The sequence below is a fragment of the Mucilaginibacter sp. genome (genome assembly GCF_965277465.1).
In the GTDB taxonomy this organism is placed as follows: Bacteria; Bacteroidota; Bacteroidia; order Sphingobacteriales; family Sphingobacteriaceae; genus Mucilaginibacter.
The window spans coordinates 1,080,739-1,100,850 of the sequence record NZ_CBDICW010000002.1 but is presented as its reverse complement, the minus strand read 5'-3'; the positions used below and the strand labels follow the sequence as shown (position 1 = coordinate 1,100,850).

The window sequence follows — 20,112 nt, the reverse complement described above, 5'->3', positions numbered from 1 at the left end:
AACATTTAATGAAACAATTCTTCAAATTTGTCCTGGCCACTATGGTCGGTTTTATTCTAACAAGTGTCATAATTTTCGTTGTTATTTTCGTGGTAATAGCAGGTTTGGTTGCTTCAGGTAATGATAAATCAGTCGAGGTTGAATCCAACTCTGTTTTGCAGATCGCCTTCAATTATTCGGTAACCGAGCGTACACCAAACAATCCGTTATCGGGCCTTAGCTTTTTAGGCATCGAATCTGAAAAATCAGTTGGGCTTAACGATATACTGGCTAACATTAAAAAAGCCAAAACCGACTCCAATATTAAAGGCATATTTTTAGACGAAAGCGATGTTACCCCTGCCGAAGCAACATCCGAAGAGATTCGTAACGCACTGATAGATTTTAAAAAATCGGGCAAATTCATTGTAGCTTACTCAGAGATCTACACACAGGGATCTTACTACCTGGCCTCGGTTGCCGATAAGGTTTACATCAACCCAAAAGGAATTTTTGATTTTAAGGGCTTTAGCCAGCAGGTAACCTTCCTGAAAGGTGCGCTTGATAAACTGGGCATTGAAGCACAGATAATAAAGGTAGGTACTTACAAAAGTGCTGTTGAACCTTACTTTTTAACCCAGATGAGCGATGCTAACCGTTTACAGGTTACCTCCTACTTAGGTTCGTTATATGATCATTTTTTAACCGGCATTAGCCAAAGCCGTAAGATCAATAAAGACTCATTATTTAGCATTGCTAATGAAATGAAAATACGCCTGCCCGAAGATGCGCTTAAATACAAATTGGTTGATGGCCTGAAGTATAAAGATGAGATTTTAAACGACCTTAAACAGCGTACAGGTGTTGATGAAAAAAGTGATCTGAAAAGTGTTGAGCTGAGCGACTATGGCAAAACCGATGCAGATAACGCCGATGATAAAAAAGAAGAATCAAAAAACCGTATTGCCATTGTTTATGCATCAGGCGATATTGTTGGCGGTGAGGGCGAAGATAACAGCATAGGATCTGAAAGAATTTCAAAAGCATTGCGCCAGGTACGTTTAGATAATAAAGTGAAAGCGGTGGTATTAAGGGTAAACTCGCCGGGTGGCAGTTCACTGGCGTCGGATGTGATCTGGCGCGAAGTAATGCTTACCAAAAAGGTAAAGCCTATTATTGTTTCTATGGGTGATTATGCGGCATCAGGTGGTTACTATATCTCCTGCGCGGCAGATTCTATCATTGCCGAACCTAATACCATTACGGGCTCTATAGGTATTTTTGCGGTGTTGCCAAACATGCAAAAGTTTTTTAATGATAAGCTTGGGATAACCTTTGATGGGGTAAAAACCGGAAAATACGCTGATTTAGGCGAAGTTAGCAGGCCATTAAGCCCAGAAGAAAAAGCAATATTGCAAAACCAGGTAAACCAGGGTTATGATAGCTTTACAAAAGCGGTAGCCGATGGCCGCCATAAAACACAGGCTTACATAAACAGTATTGGCCAGGGCCGCGTGTGGACAGGATCGCAGGCTTTAAAAATTGGCTTGGTTGACAGGCTTGGAAACATAAACGATGCCGTAAGTTCGGCAGCAAAAATGGCTAAGCTTAAAAACTATAACCTGGTATCGTACCCGGAGCAAAAGAGCTTTTTAAACAAGTTTGGCCTGGGGATGAATGCTGAGATCAAATCGTACGTGATGAAATCAGAGCTTGGCGAAAACTTCAAATACTACCAGCAGCTAAAAGGTGTAACCCAAATGATGCGTACCCCGCAGGCCCGCCTGCCTTATGAAATTGTGATTAATTAGTTTTAAAATATATTTTGATTGGAAAGCCGTCTGTTTAGGGCGGCTTTCGTATTTTTGCCCCTCAATCATTTTATGGAAAATAAACCCATAGCCCGTAAGCTTCGCTTGTTATCGCAACTGATGGAACTGCACGATGTTAATCCGTTTAAGATTAAATCCATCGCCAATGCAGCCCTCAAAGTTGATAAGCTGCCTTTCCCTATCGCCGGAAAATCATTAGAAGAACTTGAAAAAATTGATGGTATAGGTAAAAGTATAGTTGCAAAAGTTACCGAATTGCTGCAAACAGGCACTATGGCCGAGCTGGACGAGATGCTTAGCCAAACACCTGCCGGCGTTATTGAAATGATGGGCATCAAAGGTATAGGCCCTAAAAAGGTAGCCATCATTTGGCGCGACCTGGAGATAGAGAACCTTGGCGAACTTTATTATGCCTGTAACGAGAACCGTTTGGTTGAAGCAAAGGGCTTCGGCTTAAAAACCCAGGATGATATTCGTAAAGCCATTGAGTTTACGATGGCCAGCCACGGCAAATTCTTATATGCGCAGGTGGAACCGGAAGCAAAAAGGCTGATGGATTTAATAAAGGCCATTTTCCCTGATGCATTGGTTCAGTATGCTGGCGAATTTAGAAGATGCTGCGAGATCATTAACCAACTGGTGATTGTATTAGGTAGCCGCGACCAGGAAATTGCTTTTAACTCTTTATTAAATTCGGAAATATTAACCAGTGTAGAAACCAATACAGATCATATTACCGGCAAGTTTGAAAACGGCCTGAAGGTAGATATTGTATGTGTGGAGAAGCGCTACTTTTATAAAGAAATATTTTTGCAGACGGGCGATGATGAGCATGTAAAAGCTATTCTTGATAAAATAACCGATGAGATTGACCAGTCGACAAGCGAAGAGCTGATCTATGAAAAGGCTGGTGTAGCATTTATGCAGCCCGAACTGCGTGAAGGGATTGCCTATATTGACAAAGCCTTTAAAAATGCACTGCCAAAGTTAATTTCCTATTACGATTTAAAGGGCACCCTGCATAACCACAGTACCTGGAGCGATGGGATCAACACGGTTGAAGAAATGGCGCTTTACTGCCGCGATGAGCTAAAGCTTGAATATTTGGGCATGTGCGACCATAGCAAGAGTGCCTTTTATGCTAAAGGCTTAAGTATTGAGCGTGTTTTACAACAGCAGGAAGAGATTGATCATTTAAACAAAAAGCTGAACGGTTTTCATATATTTAAGGGAATAGAATCAGATATTTTATATGATGGTGGTTTGGACTACCCAGACGAGATCTTAAAACGTTTTGATTTTGTGGTTGCATCGGTACACTCCATCCTAAAAATGGACGAAGAAAAAGCGACCTCGCGTTTAATTAAAGCTATTGAAAACCCTTATACCACTATACTTGGCCACCCAACCGGCAGGCTATTGCTAAGTCGTAACGGCTATCCTATTGATTATAAAAAGGTAATTGATGCCTGCGCTGCAAATAATGTAGTAATTGAGATAAATGCCAATCCGCTACGTTTAGATTTAGACTGGCGCTGGCATCAGTATGCGCTTGATAAAGGGGTTTGGCTGTCTATAAACCCTGATGCGCACCGCAGGGAAGGCTTTTTAGATATGCATTATGGCGTATTAGTTGCCCGAAAAGGCGGCTTATATAAGGAAAGATGCTTAAATGCGTTATCATTGCAGGAAATTAAAGAAGTTTTCGATAAAAAAAGAGGTTAATAGCGCGAAGACCCAGATAGTCTGAAAGTTAACATAGGTAAAAACCTGTGATGACGAATGGCTAATGACCAATGACAATATGCTAATAGATAAAATACGTTCCATCCCATCAGATCAAAAAAAGCCATCAATTTTGGTTATCGGCGACCTGATGATCGATCATTATATTGTAGGTAATGCTTCCAGGTTATCGCCCGAAGCACCGGTGCCCATTGTGAACGTAAAAAGTGAATCAACTACCTTAGGTGGTGCCGGTAATGTGGTGCAAAACTTAGTTGCACTTGGTGCCAGTGTAACCGTAGCAGGTATTATTGGCGATGATGCCTACGGCATGCAGCTGATTCAGATTTTAGAAAACGAAGGTGTTAAAACCAATACAATAATTAAGGATGCGTCGCGGCCTACTACTATAAAAACCCGCGTACTGGTGGGCAGCCATCAATTGGTAAGGGTTGACAGGGAAGTTACCGATCATATCTCTGCCCAATTAGAAGAAGAACTGATCCTGAAGCTTAGCTCAATCATTGATTCGGCGGATATTATTATCTTCTCTGATTATAACAAAGGCTTATTTGCTGCCGGGTTAACACAAAAGCTCATTAAGGTTGCAAACGATCATAAAAAAAAGGTGATCATTGATCCAAAAGGGCTTAATTATGAGAAATATAAGGGTGCATACCTTATAAAACCCAACCGCAAGGAATTAGCCGAAGCTGCAAAAGCCGAAAAAATAAATAGCATTACCGATCTGCAGACGGCGGCAAAAACCATCATTGCGCAAACCGGCACCCAGTATTTAATCGTGACCCTTTCGGAAGAAGGGATGGCCATCATCACCGAAAAAACTACTGAACTGCTGCCCGTTAAAGCAACCGAGGTTTTTGATGTTACCGGCGCAGGCGATACCGTAATAGCTACCATTGCGTATTTTATAGCACAGGGCTTTTCGGTTAATGAAGCATGCGAATTGGCTAACCATGCTGCTGCAATTGTAATAAGGCATGTGGGCAGCGCCACCACAACTATTAACGAAATTATAAAAGATATGGAAGGCAGTAAAGCTTAATTCATTGAATTAGCTTTACTAATCAACCTTTAATTTAAAAATCTATAATCACCAAATAATGGTTATTGAAGAACTTAACGATCATCAGCAGCTGATAAAAAAAGTAATTGACCTGCTTACAGGCGATATTGAACAGGCTTGCGAAATGATAACCACTACCATAAAAAACGGTAAAAAGGTATTGCTTGCCGGCAATGGCGGCAGCGCTGCCGATGCCCAGCATATAGCAGCAGAGCTAAGCGGCCGTTTTGTTAAAAACCGCAGGGCTTTACCCGGTATTGCCTTAACTACTGATACATCGGCATTAACGGCAATTGCTAATGATTATGGTTATGATCATGTATTTGCCCGCCAGGTTGAAGCCCTGGCACAACCCGGCGATCTTTTTATCGGTATTTCAACCAGTGGCAACAGCCAGGGAATATTGAATGCCTTTTTAGCGGCTAAAGATGCCGAATGCCATACCTTAGGCCTTTCGGGCCGTGATGGTGGCAAAATGAATGGTCTTTGTGAGCTGAATATTGTAGTACCCTCGGATACTACGGCGCGGATCCAGGAAATGCATATTTTGATTGGCCATATCCTTTGCCAGGCGGTAGACAACTTATTCTAATCAAAAAACAATGAGAGCCGATATAGAAAAGACACTGCTTACCAAAATACAGCCCCTGCCCCTGCTTAAGACCATGGTAAATTCATGGCAAAAAGAAGGCAAAAAGGTAGTGTTTACCAATGGGGTGTTTGATCTGCTGCATATCGGGCATATAACCTACCTGGCAAAAGCAGCCGAATTAGGCCACAAACTGATCATCGGCCTTAATGCAGATAGTTCTGTAAAGCGCATCAAAGGCGAAAGCCGCCCGGTAAATGACCAGAACAGCAGGGCAATTTTATTAGCCGCCTTATTTTTTGTGGATGGTATTGTTGTTTTTGAAGAGGATACCCCGCTCAACCTGATCACATCCTTATTGCCCGATATATTGGTAAAAGGTGCCGATTATGCCATTGAGAATATTGTTGGCGGTAAAGAAGTAATTGCAAACGGTGGTGAAGTTAAAACCATTAACTTTGTTGAGGGATATTCATCAACCTCAATTATTAATAAAATTAAAGAAAGATAGGTTATAAAATGATAAGTGAGCTTTGCAACAAGGTATTTGAACAGGTTATAAAGGATTATCATTTGTATAATGAAATTGATAAAACCTGCCCTAACCCTTTTGATGCAGGTACTTTTGAAAGCTTGCTCTACGCCAAATGTTGGATAGATACCGCACAATGGCACATGGAAGATGAAGTTCGTGATCCGGCTATTATACCTGCTGAGGCCTTAAGATGGAAACGGAGGATAGATAGCTCAAACCAGGACCGTACAGACCTGGTGGAAGTTATAGACAGCTACTTTTTAGATAAATACAAAGATATCGTAGTTTCAGCATCGGCAAAGATCAATACCGAAAGCCCGGCATGGGCCATTGACAGGCTATCAATTTTAGCTTTAAAGATCTATCACATGTACGAAGAAACTATCCGTACCAATGTTGATGAGGAACATTTAAACCAGCGTAAAGCAAAATTATCTATCCTGCTACAACAGCGTACCGACCTTTCCTTAGCTATTGATGAACTGTTGGCTGATATAGAAAAAGGCGAAAAATACATGAAAGTATACCGCCAAATGAAAATGTACAACGACCCGGAGCTGAACCCTGTTTTGTATAATAGCAAAAAATAATGCCTGCTACAAAGCATATATTGGTTACCCGTTTCTCGGCTATGGGCGATGTGGCAATGACTGTCCCGGTTATAAAAGCCCTTTTAGCCCAGCATCCTGATGTAACTATCACCTATGTTTCACGCCCTGAGTTTGCCGGCTTTTTTAGTGATATTCCCCGCTTAACATTTTATGAGGCCGACCTTAAACAGTTATATACTGGTTTAGGAGGCATAGTAAAATTGTTCCGTCACCTTAAAAAAGAAAACAATTACTACGCACTGGCCGACCTGCACGATAACCTGCGGACAAAAATACTCCGAAACTTTTTCGGTCTATCAGGCACCAAATATGCATATATTGATAAAGGTCGTGATGAGAAAAAGTTACTTACCCGTTTCCCCAACAAAGTATTAAAACCGCTAAAATTAACCACAGAGCGTTATGCTGATGTATTCAGAAAATTAGGTTTTGAGTTAATCCTCGATCATCAGCTACAAAAACAGCCTATTGTTTTTAGTGAAGAATTGGAAGGCATCGCAGGCAAGAAAACTTCAACATGGATTGGTATTGCTCCGTTTGCCAAGCATAAAGGAAAGATCTACCCGCTGGAAAAAACTGAGGAGATTATCCGCATCCTAAGTGATCAGGACGTAAAACTGTTTCTTTTTGGTGGCAGCATACTTGAAGAAGAAATTTGCCTTGAATGGCAGCGTAAGTATAAAAATACCATATCGCTGGTTAGGCGCATCAACATGCAGCAGGAACTTTTACTAATCAGGCAGCTGGATGTAATGATGAGTATGGATTCGGCGGGGATGCACCTGGCATCACTTGAAGGCGTGCCCGTAGTTTCTGTTTGGGGCGCCACCCATCATTATGCCGGTTTTTTAGGCTACGGCCAATCCGAAAGCAATATAGTTGCCGATGATATAGCATGCCGTCCATGTTCCATATACGGTAATAAGCCCTGCTTCCGTAAGGATTATGCTTGTTTATACAATATTGAACCGCAAACTATAGTTGATGCATTAAGCAAATTCATCAGCCAGTAAATCCCCCTAATATTTTTTAACAAAATACCGTTTATTGCCCTGCTTTTAGTTATTTTAGCTTATGAAAAAATTGGTATTGATAAGGCATGCCAGGGCCGAAAAAGATACAGGTGGGAAGGATTTTGACAGGCCTTTAAAGTATACCGGCATACAAGATGCAGCCTTTATGGCCGACAAGTTAAAAGAAACTGGGCTAATACCAGAAATAATAATAAGCAGCCCCGCCCTGCGTACTAAAACAACTGCCGAAATATTTACAGATAACTTAGCTTTGCCGCCAGCCCGGTTTAACAAGGTAATTTACGAAGCCAGCCAAAAAACACTGCTGCAGGTAATTAATCAACTACCAAATGAGCATGATGCTATAGGCTTGGTTGGTCATAATCCGGGTATAAATATGATATTGTATTACCTTACTGGCGAGATAAGGGAAGTACATACCAGCACAGTAGCCGTAATTGTTTTTGACACCGACGATTGGGCATCTGTAAGTGGCGGCTTAGGCAAACTAACTTATTACAGCTCTCCTAAAGATTAATAGTAGCACCGCTATAAAACTATCCCGTTGCCAAAATAACCATTTGTTAATGACTAATTATTACCATTGCCCAATGAACAACCTAACTGATGCGGTAAATTTTACCCGGTAAGGATTGGATATAGCCCTGCATTTCCATATTGAGCAGGTTCATGGCCAGCTGACTGGTAGCCATTTTAGCTTTTATGGTAATGTCGTCAATAGCCAAAGGCCCATCGTTTGCCTTTATAATTTCAAATATCAGGCGTTCATCTGTCGATAATTCGAGCGGCAAGGTAAACTGCTCGATCAATGGTTTTGAGGTATCTGAAAGTTCCCAACCCAGGCTGTAAGCCACATCGGCAGCGCATGTTAATAATTGAGCTTTATTATTACGGATCAGGAAGTTACATCCCTCCGAAAAATCATCCCCAACCCTACCCGGAAATGCAAATACATCCCTGTTATAGGAGTTAGCAATTTCGGCAGTGATCAATGCACCACCCTTTAAACTGGCTTCAACCACTATGGTCGCATCGGCAATACCGGCAACAATCCGGTTGCGCTGCGGAAAGTTTTCCCTGTCAGGGATAGTTCCTGATGGATATTCTGTTAATAAGCCACCATTCTCTAACATCTTTTCGGCAGTTGCCCGGTTTTGATTAGGGTACATCCTGTCCAGTCCGTGGCCCAGAACGCCAATAGTGGGTACATTGAGTTTAATACTTTCTTTATGGGCAGCCACATCAATGCCTAATGCTAAACCGCTAACTATTAAAATATTGTATTGTTGTAACTCCTCAATCAATTGCTTGCAAAGCAGTTTACCATATTCGGTAGCGTTGCGGGTACCCACAATGCTGATAACATGCTGCGTATTTAAATTGGCATTGCCCTTTGAATAAAGCAACACAGGCGAATCATTACAGTTCTTTAACCTTTTGGGATAGGTACTGTCGGTATAAAAAATAACGTCAACCTTGTTTTTTTCAATAAACTTAAGCTCGGTTTCTGCCTTTAACAGTGCTTCGGTAAAATTTAACTGTGCGTATGTTTTTTCGCCAACACCCGGTACGCTCAGCAGCTTAGCTTTTGATGCGCTAAAAATACTTTCGGCATCGCCAAAATAGCTGAGCATTGATTTAGCCAGCGACGGGCCAATATTTTTAACATACGTTAGGGCAACCTTGTGTAATAGTGACATAGTTTTGGTGGCACTAAAATATAAAATATCCTAAAATAATTAGCATTATAAAAAAAACTATAAATATAGTTTGCAAACTATATAAATAGTTGCATCTTTACTTAACTATAAAAATAGTTTGCTATGCACATTAAAGAACTCACCAAAGCCGAAGAACAGATAATGCAAATACTATGGCAGTTAAAAGAAGCCATAGTTAAGGATATTATTGAGGAAATGCCTGATCCTAAGCCTGCTTACAACACGGTATCAACCGTGGTACGGGTATTGGAAGGCAAGGGATTTATTGATCATAAGGCTTACGGCAACTCACATGTTTACTTCCCTACGGTTGAAGAAAGCGACTACAAGAAATTCACATTTGATAAAATGATGAAAAATTATTTCAGCAATTCGTACCAGAGCCTGGTATCTTTTATTGTGGACGAAAAGAAACTGGACGTAAAAGAGCTGGACGAATTAACTACATTGATTGATCAACTAAAAAACAAAAAATAATGAATTGGCTGCATTACCTCCTCGAAGCAAATTTATACCTGTGCGTATTTTATGCCGGGTACTGCCTGTTTTTAAATAAGGAAACCTATTATACCCTAAACAGAGTGTATCTATTGTTTAGCTGTGTCATTTCGTTTGTGCTGCCCATGCTGCAAATTGGGGCCTTAAAACCTGCTGATACTGGTGCTATAACGTTGGTACTGCTACCTAAAACAGGGGTAAATCAATTTGCGGCTACGCCTGTTCATGCAGCTGCAAATCCCTTAACCTTTCAGGATGTGTTGTTATATGCTTATTTATTGGGGGCAATAGTAACGGCCATTGTCCTTTTATTCAGGCTGATCCAGCTTTCAAAAATGACCAAAACTACCAATCAATTGGTTGATGGAAAATACAAAATGATCAGTATTGATAACTCCAATATCGCATTTTCCTTTTTCAATTACCTGTTTATCGGCACAAAAACAGCCGGTACCGATATAATTATAAGGCATGAATTGGTACACATGCGCCAAAAACATTCGGCTGATATAGTTTTTATGGAGCTGATAAAGATCTTTAACTGGTTCAATCCTTTGATATACCTGTTACAGATGAGCCTGAAAACCGTGCACGAATACATTGCCGATGAGCAAACTGCCGCCCTTGAACCTGATGCCTTATCTTATTCATCCTTTTTGGTTAATAATGCTTACGGGCTAAATGGTTTACCAATAACGCATTCATTTTTCAATTATAATCTATTAAAAAAGAGGATCATTATGTTAAACCAAAAACGTTCGGGGAATTTAGCCAGGCTAAAGTACCTTATGGCTTTGCCCATTTGCGGGGCATTGCTTTGTGCATCAACCTTAGGGTTCAGTAAAACTTATGGCTGGGTTGATCTGGCACCAAAACACACAACCACCCAAAGTAGCCATGTGCCAATTGCAGATGTAGCCATTGTGCCAGCTAAAAATGCAGATACAGCAGCAAGAACAACCTCCAAAGGGTATAAGTACCAGGAAACCGGGTATTTAATTAAAGGAAAAACTAATTACCGGGTTATCATCACCGAAAAAAATGGTGAGGAAAAAGCCTATTTTAAAAACACTGCCACTGCTGCCGATATAAAGTTATTGCGAAATAAATATGGATACCAATTTCCCTCAATGGCAATTTATGCTAAACTGCCGCCGCCGCCACCTGCACCAATGGCTGCACCGCAAAGCATTGATTAGCGCCCGCCACCACCGCCACCTGCACCGCCAAAATCTTTAAAAAATGTAAAAGTAATGAATGTTGGCCCGTCGCATGCGGCACCTACATATATAACACTTGATCCACCGCCCCCACCGGTAAATCCTTTTGATAGTTTGTATAAGTATATAGCAAAAACAATAAGGTACCCATTAAACTCACGTAAAAACCATGTTGAAGGCAGAGAGATTGTTAGGTTTAAGATTGTGAATGGTAAAATTGAGAATCTGAAAGTTCTCCGCAGCCTTGATGCTGATATAGATGCCGAAATAGTAAAGGTGATTAAAAGCTTTAACGGCCCCGCCGGTGCAATACCTGCTACTTATGATTTGCCTATTGCGTTTACTTTACAAACCAACGGTGTAAAAATTGTTGAGAACACGCCTGATAAAAACAAGGTGAAGGCTAATGATCAGCCGGTTCAGATAGTAGATGTTAAAGTTAACAACGTTACAACAGGTTTAATGTTAGAAGAAATAGTTGTTACCGGTTATTCAATTTAAATAAGAAAATATAAACAGGAGGGTATTAAATATATTCCCAATGGATTGTTGAACGGCTAAAACCGCTTCGGCAATTTGTTGTATAAAGCTTGAGTGTTATCCTTTTATATAGATAACCTGTTTGGTATCAAAAAACTCTTCTTCAAAATAATCCTTCAGGTAATACTGTTTAACCTTTAAGCCTGATTCGATGATCTCTTCGGTTAAATCCCCACCCTTCAAGTATAATGTGCCGTTTGGCAGTGTATTTTTTGAATGCTTGCTAAACTTATCCTTTATCCAGGGATAAAATTCACTTAAGCGGGTAACCGCCCTTGATACCACAAAATCAAATTTCTCATTGATCTGCTCGGCACGATTATGCGATGAGCGTACATTTTTAAGCCCGAGGGCATTTGAAACTTCCTGTACTACCTTGATCTTTTTACCAATTGAATCAACCAGGTAAAACTGTGTTTCGGGAAAAAGTATAGCTAATGGGATCCCCGGGAAGCCGCCGCCTGTACCTACATCCAGCACATTTTCACCTGGCAAAAAGGTCATCACTTTGGCAATACCTAACGAGTGTAGTACATGGCGCTCATAAAGCAGGTCAATATCCTTACGCGATATTACATTGATCTGGTTGTTCCAGAAATTGTATAATTCGGGCAGTTCGTTAAATTGCTGTAACTGTTGAGCAGTAAGGGATGGAAAGTATTTTAATATAATATCAGATGTCATCCCTGTTAAAGCGGTTAATGATATTTCCAAGCAGGTACCTTGCCCTAAATAGCTGGGCCTTTACTGTACCCAAAGGCAAATCAAGCTGCTGGGCAATTTCTTCGTATGATAGTTCGTCAAAATAGCGCAGCGTAATCAGGTTACGGTAGCGTGGCGGCAAACTTTCTATCAGTAATTTTAACTCTTGTGTTTGCTGTTTTTTAATAGATGTTTCTTCGGGGTTTAAAACATCGGCCTTTATTTGCAACTGTTTTTCTTCACCATCTTCATCCATCATACCGTGGATTGACATGGTGTTCAGCTTTTTTTTGCGAATAAAATCGATACAATTATTGGTAGCCACACGAAAAAGCCAGGTACTAAAGGCATAATCGGGCTGGTATTTCTCCAGTTTTTCAAATGCTTTGGCAAAGGTTTCAACGGTTAAATCCATTGCATCCTCCTTATTGTTTACCATTTTAAGCACCATAAAATAAATGGAATCTTTATAGCGGTGCATCAGATCGGCATAAGCCTTTTGATCACCGGTACGTGCCCTAACCACAAGATGAAAATCATTTTTTGCGTTTTCGGTGAAATTCGAATTTATTTCCATTGCGAGGTTTTTATAAAGGTGCCGATCAAGCCAAAAATGTTTAAGTAAAAATAGTAAATCAAATCAAAAAAAGGCAAATACCATAACAAATCTTTACCGTCCAGGCGCTTAAACAGCTTGCTGTAAATGATTAGTTGAAAAATCAATCTAAACATAAACAAACCTATGGCTAACAAGGGCTCAAAGTTGAAAACTATACATAGTGTTAGTAAAATATAGAACATAAACCCGCTTACAGCATCAATACTCAGCATTTGGCGGTGTCTCTTTTTATATATTTTGCCCACTCCCATGTGGCGCTTTTTTTGGCGGAACCATGCTTTTAGCGTAGTTTTTGCATCCGTGTACATAAACGCATCTGCATTAATTTCAATGGCTGTATTTTCGGCCGTAGCATTTTGGTTCACAAAAAGATCATCATCGCCCGATAAAACATGCATGTGTGCAGCAAAACCTTTGGCACCAAAAAACAAGGTTTTGGTATAGGCCAGGTTACGCCCTATCCCCATATAAGCATCGCCGTTTATTGCTGCCGATAAATAATTGATAGCTGTTTTAATAGTTTCAAAACGGATAAAGGGGTTTAAAAAATTATTGGTTTTTGCATAAGGTGAATACCCTAAAATAATTTGAACCGGCTTGTTAAAGTTAGCCGCCATCAGGGTGATCCAGTTATCAGAAGCTGGCTGGCAATCGGCATCGGTAAATAAAAGATGTTCGTTTTTGGCAGCTTTTATACCCAAAGTAAGGGCGAATTTTTTACCAGTTTTAAACCTTGCATGTTCTGTTATGGTAACAATTTTTAAATGGGGATAAGTTTCCTTGAGTTGCTCCAGCACATCGTATGATGAATCGTAAGAGCAATCATTTATTACCACTACTTCAAAATCAGGGTAATTTTGTTCCAAAATTGATGGCAGGTAGCGGCGCAGGTTCTCGGCCTCATTACGCGCGCTGATGATGACAGAGATAGGTACGGTTGCATCAGGCAGGGTTTTTACAGGCTTGTAGCCGGTAAGCCTGCTTTGATTATTTACCAGGAAATACAACTGAGTTATAAAACAAAACTGAAATAAAATAAATAATGCCTCTTGTATGTATGTTTCCAAAACCCTGCTTAAATAATCGTGCAAATTTGCCAAAAATCAACGGAATTGAAAGCTTTATTATTTAAATAGTTATAAACTAATCAAAGTAATTTAATGGTATCATCAAGCGTTTAAGGGCTAACATATACTTTAACCTGTTACAACTATATAACTACTGCAACCTATTACAAGTAACTCGCTTTATTTGTTAATTTTGCATCCTTAATAATGAAATTTAACTTAACAGCACAAGATCCGCTTTCAAAAGCCCGCGCGGGCGAGATCACTACGGATCACGGAACTATAGAAACACCTATTTTTATGCCGGTTGGTACCGCTGGAACGGTAAAAGCCGTACACCAGCACGAGCTTAAAAATGATGTTCAGGCACAAATAATTTTAGGTAATACCTATCATTTATATTTAAGGCCAGGCCTTAATACTATTGAAAGCGCCGGCGGCCTGCATCGTTTTAACGGCTGGGAAGGCCCTATATTAACTGATAGCGGTGGCTACCAGGTGTATTCCTTATCAGAGGTTAGAAAAATAAAGGAGGAAGGCGTTACCTTCCGCTCGCACATTGATGGATCAAAACACTTGTTTACACCCGAAAATGTGATGGATATTCAGCGGGTTATAGGTGCCGATATTATAATGGCATTTGATGAATGTACCCCCTACCCCTGCGAATATAACTACGCGCGCCGCTCAATTGAAATGACCCATCGCTGGCTAAAACGCTGCTGCGACAGGTTTGACACTACGGAGCCTAAATATGGATATAACCAAACCCTGTTCCCTATTGTACAGGGCTCTGTTTATAAAGACCTCAGAGTTAGATCAGCAGAGGTAATTGCCTCTTTTGAGCGTGAGGGCAATGCAATCGGTGGTTTATCAGTTGGAGAGCCTGCCGAAGAAATGTACGCCATGACAGAAGTGGTATGTAATATATTACCAGAGCATAAACCGCGTTATTTAATGGGTGTAGGTACACCTATTAACCTTTTGGAAAACATAGCCCTGGGGATTGATATGTTTGATTGTGTAATGCCAACCCGTAATGCCCGCAACGGCATGCTTTTTACCAAAAACGGCATTATAAACATCAAAAATGAAAAGTGGAAGAACGATTTTTCGGCCATTGAGGACGACAGCGACCTGTTTGCCGATAAAGTGTATACCAAAGCCTATCTGCGCCATTTAATACATTCGGGCGAGATGTTAGGCGCGCAAATAGCTACCTTACATAACCTGCATTTTTACTTATGGCTGGTTAAAGAGGCCCGTAAAAAGATAATTACAGGCGAGTTTTATAACTGGAAAAATATAATGGTTAACCGTTTAGGACAAAGATTGTAAATGAAGGCGATTTTAGGCAGGTATTTAAAAACTATTGACTGGTATATCATCAAAAAATACATGGGCACCTTTGTGTTTACCCTGGGTATTTTTGTGGTAATAACGGTAGTTTTTGATATATCAGAACACCTTGATAACTTCCTGAAAAACCACTCCACTTTAGAGGAGATCGCCTTTAAATATTATGCCGGGTTTATCCCCTTTTACATGAATTTATTATCGCCACTGATTAATTTCCTGGCGGTAATTTACTTCACGGCCAAGATGGCCAACCAAACAGAAATTGTACCGATATTAAGCAGCAAGGCCAGCTTTAACCGTTTTTTAAGGCCCTATTTTCTTTGTGCCACATTGATATTTGTGGTATCGCTTTTTGCAAATATTTACCTTATTCCGTATACCAATAAGCTAAAAATAACCTTCGAAAACTCGCACTCTTTTAACAGCGATGATGTGGCAAAAACCGAAGTTCACATCCAGCTTGATAAGCGCACGTTTGTTTATGTACAATCATTTGAGGCCAGCAGCCACACCGGTTTCCAGTTTATTATGGAGAAGTTTGATGGCGATAAACTAAGAGAAAAGCTGTACGCAAACTCCATTACTTTCGACTCATTAAAGAAAGTTTGGACCATAAAAAGCTATACCATTAAGTATGTAAACGGCTTGCGGGAGAAGTGGGTTGACAGTACAAATAAACAAAAAGATACCGTTTTAGACATGCGCCCAACCGACTTTGTGGTATACGATAATGTTTATACGGCGATGTCAACCCGCGATTTGAACAAAAATATCATCAAAGAAGAGATACGCGGAACGGGTGCTTTAAAGGAAATGCTGTACGAAAAATACCGGCGTTTTGTGTACCCGCTCTCCTCCTACGTACTCACTTTAATTGGGGTTTCAATCTCATCCAGAAAGGTGCGCGGGGGTATCGGACTGCCGCTGGGGATAGGTATTTTTCTCTGTTTTACCTACATCGTGGTTGATCGTTTTGCCCTGGTTTTTGCGGTAAAAGGCAGCCTTTCACCATTAATAGCGGTCTGTTTACCCAATGGTTTATTTGGGATAGTTGGGCTATATTTACTGTCAAAAGCACCTAAGTAATGAGCCCAGGAAAAGCCCCTTCAGCATTAAATAAAAACCTGATCATTTTACATTTCACGGTATTTATCTGGGGCTTTACAGGCATATTGGGGCAGCTCATAACCATATCAGCAGTAAGCCTTGTTTGGTACCGTGTACTCATTGCATCGGTATCATTATTCCTCTATTTTAAGTTCAATAAAACAGCGTTCAGGGTTAATAAAGTTACCTTCTTTCAAATGCTTTTTACAGGCGCTTTGGTGGGCGGCCACTGGATATTATTCTTCGCTGCCATCAAGCTTTCAACCGTTTCAGTAACGTTGGTATGCCTCTCATCCATCACTTTATTTACGGCAATATTTGAACCGCTGATCAATAAAAAATCAATTTCAAAATTAGAGATATTGGTAGGCGCCCTGATCATATCCGGCATAATTTTGATTTTTAAATTCGAAACACAATACACTAAGGGCATTATAGCCGGCTTAAGTAGTGCTGTATTTGCCAGCCTTTTTTCTATCATAAACTCACGCTTCATACAAAAAAACGAAGCCCCGGTAATAGCTTTTTACGAACTTTCAGGAGCATTTTTGTGGACCACCGTTTACCTTTTGTGTACGCATGGCTTTAACCACTCCATGATTTTAAAGGGTACCGACATTGGCTATTTACTTATCCTGGGCACCATCTGCACCTCGCTTGCCTACGTTGCAGGGGTATCGGTAATGCGCGAACTTACTGCCTTCCGGGTAGCCCTCATCACCAATTTAGAACCTGTTTATGGTATCATCATGTCCTTTGTTTTTTTTGGTGATATGAATAAAATGACCGGTGGATTCTGGGTTGGTGCCCTGCTGATCCTGTCTACCATCTTCCTTTTCCCGGTTGCCCAAAAGCGAATTGCCAGGCATAAAGAGCGCGCATAATGCAGCGCTAATCTCCATTCATATTAACAGCATCTCACACATTGCACACCTTTTTGAAGGCTGTACCAATATCGGTATTTCTATAATATCATCCCCATAATAGCCCAAAACCCATAAGGGTAGGGGCAAAACACGGCAAGCATATTTTGCATTTTAAGCCCATATAAGCCATTATAATTTCCGGACGCATTTCTTCCTGTAAAAATATTTATCGTTGAAATTTGAGGATTTTTAACACTTAAACTAAGTGTATTGAAAATCAAACCCGATGCAAGCATCAAATACCTCGATTCACAACAAAAAATAGACTAATTTTGAAAATATAAATAAATAAATCATTTTAATTAAAAAATATAATTATATATAAATCAGATATATATGAAGTTTATAACAATTAAAAATTTAACAATTTCTATTTTCATTAAACCATAAAATACTAAATAAATTAGCATTTCAAAGTATTAAGGCATTTAAATGATTATTATAATCTAATAATCAGCTATTTAAACTAAATTAAATAAACAAAAAGTCTATATATGTCATTTTGGAGGCATAAACTGACTAAGTGTACAGAGATAATAAAATTTCTTTTTTTTTCAAAAAGGCTCATTTTTGAGTTTATGTATACCAGATTTAAAAAATCAAAAATTCTCAGCACTCCTGAGCGGCGAAATAATACAGGTGTTTCTGAAAAACGGAAGGAAAAAACAAGTCGTAAAACTGAAAAAGTATCAGAAGAAATTCTTAAGAAAAAAATAGAAAGATAAAGTCAATGAAAATCCGGAGACCGTCATCACCATTCAAAATGGGCTGCAAAATCTGGATGAAGCATATCCTGTTAAAATATGATCGCTCTCCTTTTATTAAAATTGAATTTTATTGTTAATGACACCCCGCTCCTCGCCCATTAAAAATATCAGCCTAATTTACGGAGCGCTTTTATTAGCAATTTAAAAACCGGATATTGTATTAAATGTTAACCCAAGTATCATGCGTATAAAAACAATCATCATTGTACTGATCACGGTACTGTTCACCATAGTGCTCATGCAAAATACCGGCAAGGTAAATTTCCAGATTTTGTGGGCTACCTTCTGGATGTCGAAATTAGTGATGCTTTTATTAGTGGCCATTGTAGCCTTTATTATTGGCGTACTTGTTGGCCGCCCTAAAAAGATCAAACGCCTGGGAGGTGACTTTACCGACAGCAATACAGACACCCCAAATTCCAGTACACTAAGTGACGAAGACAAAGAATACATTAACTAATAAACATGAACAACACAATAGGATTTATAGGGCTTGGAAACATGGGTATGCCCATTGCAAAAAACCTGATCAACGCGGGCTATCATCTACAGGTTTATAACCGCAGTTTAGACAAGGCCGATGAACTTAACCCGGCATCTATAACCAAATGCAAAACCCCGGCAGAGGCCGCCGATGGCGTGCAGATCATCATCTCCATGCTATCAGATGACGAGGTATTGAGAGAGGTAGTTTTAGGCTGTGAAGGCATCCTTAAAAAGCTACCCAAAAACGCCCTGCACATCTCCATGAGCACCATCGCTCCTGACACTGCAAAGGAGCTGGCTAAGCACCACCAGAATGCAGGGAGCAGTTACCTTGCCGCCCCTGTTTTTGGCCGGCCGGAAGCTGCGGCCGCAAAGAAGCTTTGGGTATGTATTTCGGGCGATCCGCAGTCTAAAGAAATCGCGAAACCTGTGCTTGAAAATTTGGGCCAGGGCATTGTTGATTTTGGCGAAGATGCAGGCGGCGCCAATGTTGTTAAAGTTGCCGGAAATTTTATGATCATGGCATCGATGGAGATAATGGCAGAAGCTTATACCCTTGCCGAAAAGAATGGATTAGACAGGCTGCAAGTGGCCGAGTTTTTTGGCTCCACTTTATTCAACGCCCCCATTTTTCAAAACTACGGAAAGCTGATTGCCAACAAGCAATATGAGCCCGTAGGTTTTAAATCAAAATTAGGATATAAGGACGCGCGCCTGGCCTTTAAACTATCGCAACAGAGTGAAACACCAATGCCCGTTGCAACAACGCTTCACAACCGCTTATTAACGGCCGTTGCCAAAGGCTGGGGCGAAAGTGACTGGGTTGAGGGCGTAGCCCGCGGCGTTGCGGAAGATGCCGGCGTTTAAAAATTATTCTATCCGGATTTACAGATCTGTAAACACCTGGTTTGTTTCTGCTATGGCAGACAGATCGGGTGTTTTATCAAATATGCCAAAAACAGATGCCCCGCTCCCACTCATGCTGGCGTACAATGCACCGGCTTCGTAAAGCGATGCCTTAACCCCTCTTATCAACGGATGGTTACTAAATACCGAGGCTTCAAAATCATTTTTAATAAATCGCTTCCATTCCGTAACCGGTTTATCAATCAGCTCCATTAATGAGTCTTTTACCGGCGTTGGTTTTACCCCGCCATAGGCCTCGCCGGTTGATACATGTACAGGTGGCATTACCAGCACAATTTTATAGTTCGACAGATCGAGCCTGATGGGTTCAAACTCGTCGCCCATTTCAAAAGCAAATACCGGTTTATTTTTTATGAAGAATGCACAGTCGGCACCTAACTTACGGCAATAGCTTATCATTTGGTCGTCGGTCAATCCCAACTCAAAATTCTGATTTAACAGGCGGATAAAAAAAGCAGCGTCTGAAGAGCCGCCGCCAAGCCCTGCGCCGATTGGAATATTTTTATGCAGATGAATTTTTACCGGCGGTATATCAAAATCCTTTTTCAGCAAGTGATAGCCTTTAACGCAAAGGTTGTCTTCTACCCTGCCCGGAATTTCTAACCCTGTGGATTCAAAGCTCAGCTTATCAGCTTCAACAATTTCCAGCGCATCATTTATTTTGATGGGATAAAAAATAGTTTCCAGGTTATGGTAGCCATCATCCCGGCGTTCAATTATGTTAAGGCCTATATTTATTTTCGCGTTTGGAAATATGATCATGCGTTCAAGTTTGTTAATT

General features: G+C 40.4%; 22 protein-coding genes. 17 read left to right on the top strand and 5 right to left on the bottom strand.

Annotated features, from left to right (window positions below):
- Positions 1-8 precede the first annotated feature (8 nt).
- The 8 genes from sppA to ACQY4U_RS17240 all read left to right on the top strand — a co-directional run bounded on the left by sppA (position 9) and on the right by ACQY4U_RS17240 (position 7,909).
- Entirely contained in the window at positions 9-1,790 is a 1,782-nt protein-coding gene (gene sppA, locus ACQY4U_RS17275) for a signal peptide peptidase SppA (protein WP_428330701.1), read from the top strand.
- A gap of 72 nt (positions 1,791-1,862) precedes the next feature.
- Positions 1,863-3,536 carry a helix-hairpin-helix domain-containing protein gene (locus tag ACQY4U_RS17270; RefSeq protein WP_428330700.1) on the top strand — a complete coding sequence of 558 codons (1,674 nt, stop codon included), beginning with the start codon at positions 1,863-1,865 and terminating at the stop codon, positions 3,534-3,536.
- A gap of 79 nt (positions 3,537-3,615) precedes the next feature.
- On the top strand, positions 3,616-4,602 hold the full coding sequence (rfaE1, locus tag ACQY4U_RS17265) for a D-glycero-beta-D-manno-heptose-7-phosphate kinase (RefSeq protein ID WP_428330699.1): 987 nt from the start codon (positions 3,616-3,618) through the stop codon (positions 4,600-4,602).
- 58 nt (positions 4,603-4,660) lie between these two features.
- Positions 4,661-5,215 carry a D-sedoheptulose 7-phosphate isomerase gene (gene gmhA, locus ACQY4U_RS17260; RefSeq protein WP_428330698.1) on the top strand — a complete coding sequence of 185 codons (555 nt, stop codon included), beginning with the start codon at positions 4,661-4,663 and terminating at the stop codon, positions 5,213-5,215.
- 10 nt (positions 5,216-5,225) lie between these two features.
- Positions 5,226-5,723 carry a D-glycero-beta-D-manno-heptose 1-phosphate adenylyltransferase gene (rfaE2, locus tag ACQY4U_RS17255; protein ID WP_428330697.1) on the top strand — a complete coding sequence of 166 codons (498 nt, stop codon included), beginning with the start codon at positions 5,226-5,228 and terminating at the stop codon, positions 5,721-5,723.
- A gap of 8 nt (positions 5,724-5,731) precedes the next feature.
- Positions 5,732-6,337 (top strand): DUF4254 domain-containing protein, encoded by a 606-nt coding sequence (locus ACQY4U_RS17250; RefSeq protein WP_428330696.1) that lies wholly within the window; start codon positions 5,732-5,734, stop codon positions 6,335-6,337.
- On the top strand, positions 6,337-7,371 hold the full coding sequence (locus ACQY4U_RS17245) for a glycosyltransferase family 9 protein (RefSeq protein ID WP_428330695.1): 1,035 nt from the start codon (positions 6,337-6,339) through the stop codon (positions 7,369-7,371). Before ACQY4U_RS17250 ends, ACQY4U_RS17245 begins: the two co-directional genes overlap by 1 nt.
- Positions 7,372-7,432: 61 nt before the next feature.
- Positions 7,433-7,909 carry a SixA phosphatase family protein gene (locus ACQY4U_RS17240; protein ID WP_428330694.1) on the top strand — a complete coding sequence of 159 codons (477 nt, stop codon included), beginning with the start codon at positions 7,433-7,435 and terminating at the stop codon, positions 7,907-7,909.
- Positions 7,910-7,991: 82 nt separating this feature from the next.
- On the opposite strand, the gene dprA is transcribed toward ACQY4U_RS17240, so the two are convergent.
- Positions 7,992-9,092, bottom strand: a complete 1,101-nt coding sequence (gene dprA / locus ACQY4U_RS17235; protein ID WP_428330693.1) for a DNA-processing protein DprA — start codon at positions 9,090-9,092, stop codon at positions 7,992-7,994.
- 123 nt (positions 9,093-9,215) lie between these two features.
- Here dprA and ACQY4U_RS17230 point away from each other — a divergent pair, with 123 nt between their 5' ends.
- The 3 genes from ACQY4U_RS17230 to ACQY4U_RS17220 are packed head-to-tail and all read left to right on the top strand — an operon-like array spanning position 9,216 to position 11,332.
- The gene (locus tag ACQY4U_RS17230) at positions 9,216-9,590 is read left to right on the top strand and encodes a BlaI/MecI/CopY family transcriptional regulator (RefSeq protein WP_428330692.1); all 375 of its coding nucleotides are present in this window, start codon (positions 9,216-9,218) and stop codon (positions 9,588-9,590) included.
- The gene (locus ACQY4U_RS17225; RefSeq protein ID WP_428330691.1) at positions 9,590-10,810 is read left to right on the top strand and encodes a M56 family metallopeptidase; all 1,221 of its coding nucleotides are present in this window, start codon (positions 9,590-9,592) and stop codon (positions 10,808-10,810) included. The genes ACQY4U_RS17230 and ACQY4U_RS17225 overlap by 1 nt, the downstream gene beginning before the upstream one ends.
- Before the next feature lie 54 nt (positions 10,811-10,864).
- Positions 10,865-11,332, top strand: a complete 468-nt coding sequence (locus ACQY4U_RS17220) for an energy transducer TonB (RefSeq protein WP_428330690.1) — start codon at positions 10,865-10,867, stop codon at positions 11,330-11,332.
- A gap of 96 nt (positions 11,333-11,428) precedes the next feature.
- On the opposite strand, the gene rsmG is transcribed toward ACQY4U_RS17220, so the two are convergent.
- From rsmG to ACQY4U_RS17205, 3 genes are read right to left on the bottom strand one after another with little or no spacing between them, the layout of a single operon-like run.
- Positions 11,429-12,055 (bottom strand): 16S rRNA (guanine(527)-N(7))-methyltransferase RsmG, encoded by a 627-nt coding sequence (gene rsmG, locus ACQY4U_RS17215; protein WP_428330689.1) that lies wholly within the window; start codon positions 12,053-12,055, stop codon positions 11,429-11,431.
- Entirely contained in the window at positions 12,045-12,650 is a 606-nt protein-coding gene (locus ACQY4U_RS17210) for an RNA polymerase sigma factor (protein ID WP_428330688.1), read from the bottom strand. The genes rsmG and ACQY4U_RS17210 overlap by 11 nt, the downstream gene beginning before the upstream one ends.
- Complete coding sequence (locus tag ACQY4U_RS17205; RefSeq protein ID WP_428330687.1) at positions 12,641-13,699, bottom strand: glycosyltransferase; 1,059 nt, start codon at positions 13,697-13,699, stop codon at positions 12,641-12,643. Before ACQY4U_RS17205 ends, ACQY4U_RS17210 begins: the two co-directional genes overlap by 10 nt.
- 267 nt (positions 13,700-13,966) lie before the next feature.
- On the opposite strand from ACQY4U_RS17205, the gene tgt reads away from it, so the two are divergent.
- The 6 genes from tgt to ACQY4U_RS17175 all read left to right on the top strand — a co-directional run bounded on the left by tgt (position 13,967) and on the right by ACQY4U_RS17175 (position 19,271).
- The gene (gene tgt, locus ACQY4U_RS17200; protein WP_428330686.1) at positions 13,967-15,097 is read left to right on the top strand and encodes a tRNA guanosine(34) transglycosylase Tgt; all 1,131 of its coding nucleotides are present in this window, start codon (positions 13,967-13,969) and stop codon (positions 15,095-15,097) included.
- Positions 15,098-16,204, top strand: coding sequence for an LptF/LptG family permease (locus ACQY4U_RS17195; RefSeq protein WP_428330685.1), 1,107 nt, complete (start codon positions 15,098-15,100; stop codon positions 16,202-16,204).
- The gene (locus ACQY4U_RS17190; RefSeq protein ID WP_428330684.1) at positions 16,204-17,109 is read left to right on the top strand and encodes a DMT family transporter; all 906 of its coding nucleotides are present in this window, start codon (positions 16,204-16,206) and stop codon (positions 17,107-17,109) included. The genes ACQY4U_RS17195 and ACQY4U_RS17190 overlap by 1 nt, the downstream gene beginning before the upstream one ends.
- A 620-nt stretch (positions 17,110-17,729) precedes the next feature.
- Positions 17,730-17,876 (top strand): hypothetical protein, encoded by a 147-nt coding sequence (locus ACQY4U_RS17185; protein ID WP_428330683.1) that lies wholly within the window; start codon positions 17,730-17,732, stop codon positions 17,874-17,876.
- A gap of 223 nt (positions 17,877-18,099) precedes the next feature.
- Positions 18,100-18,378, top strand: a complete 279-nt coding sequence (locus tag ACQY4U_RS17180) for a hypothetical protein (protein ID WP_428330682.1) — start codon at positions 18,100-18,102, stop codon at positions 18,376-18,378.
- Between the two features lie 5 nt (positions 18,379-18,383).
- On the top strand, positions 18,384-19,271 hold the full coding sequence (locus tag ACQY4U_RS17175; protein ID WP_428330681.1) for an NAD(P)-dependent oxidoreductase: 888 nt from the start codon (positions 18,384-18,386) through the stop codon (positions 19,269-19,271).
- Between the two features lie 18 nt (positions 19,272-19,289).
- Here ACQY4U_RS17175 and ispE read toward each other — a convergent pair whose 3' ends face one another.
- A complete protein-coding gene (gene ispE / locus ACQY4U_RS17170; protein WP_428330680.1) occupies positions 19,290-20,093 on the bottom strand; it encodes a 4-(cytidine 5'-diphospho)-2-C-methyl-D-erythritol kinase in 804 nt (267 codons plus the stop codon).
- Positions 20,094-20,112: the final 19 nt, after the last annotated feature.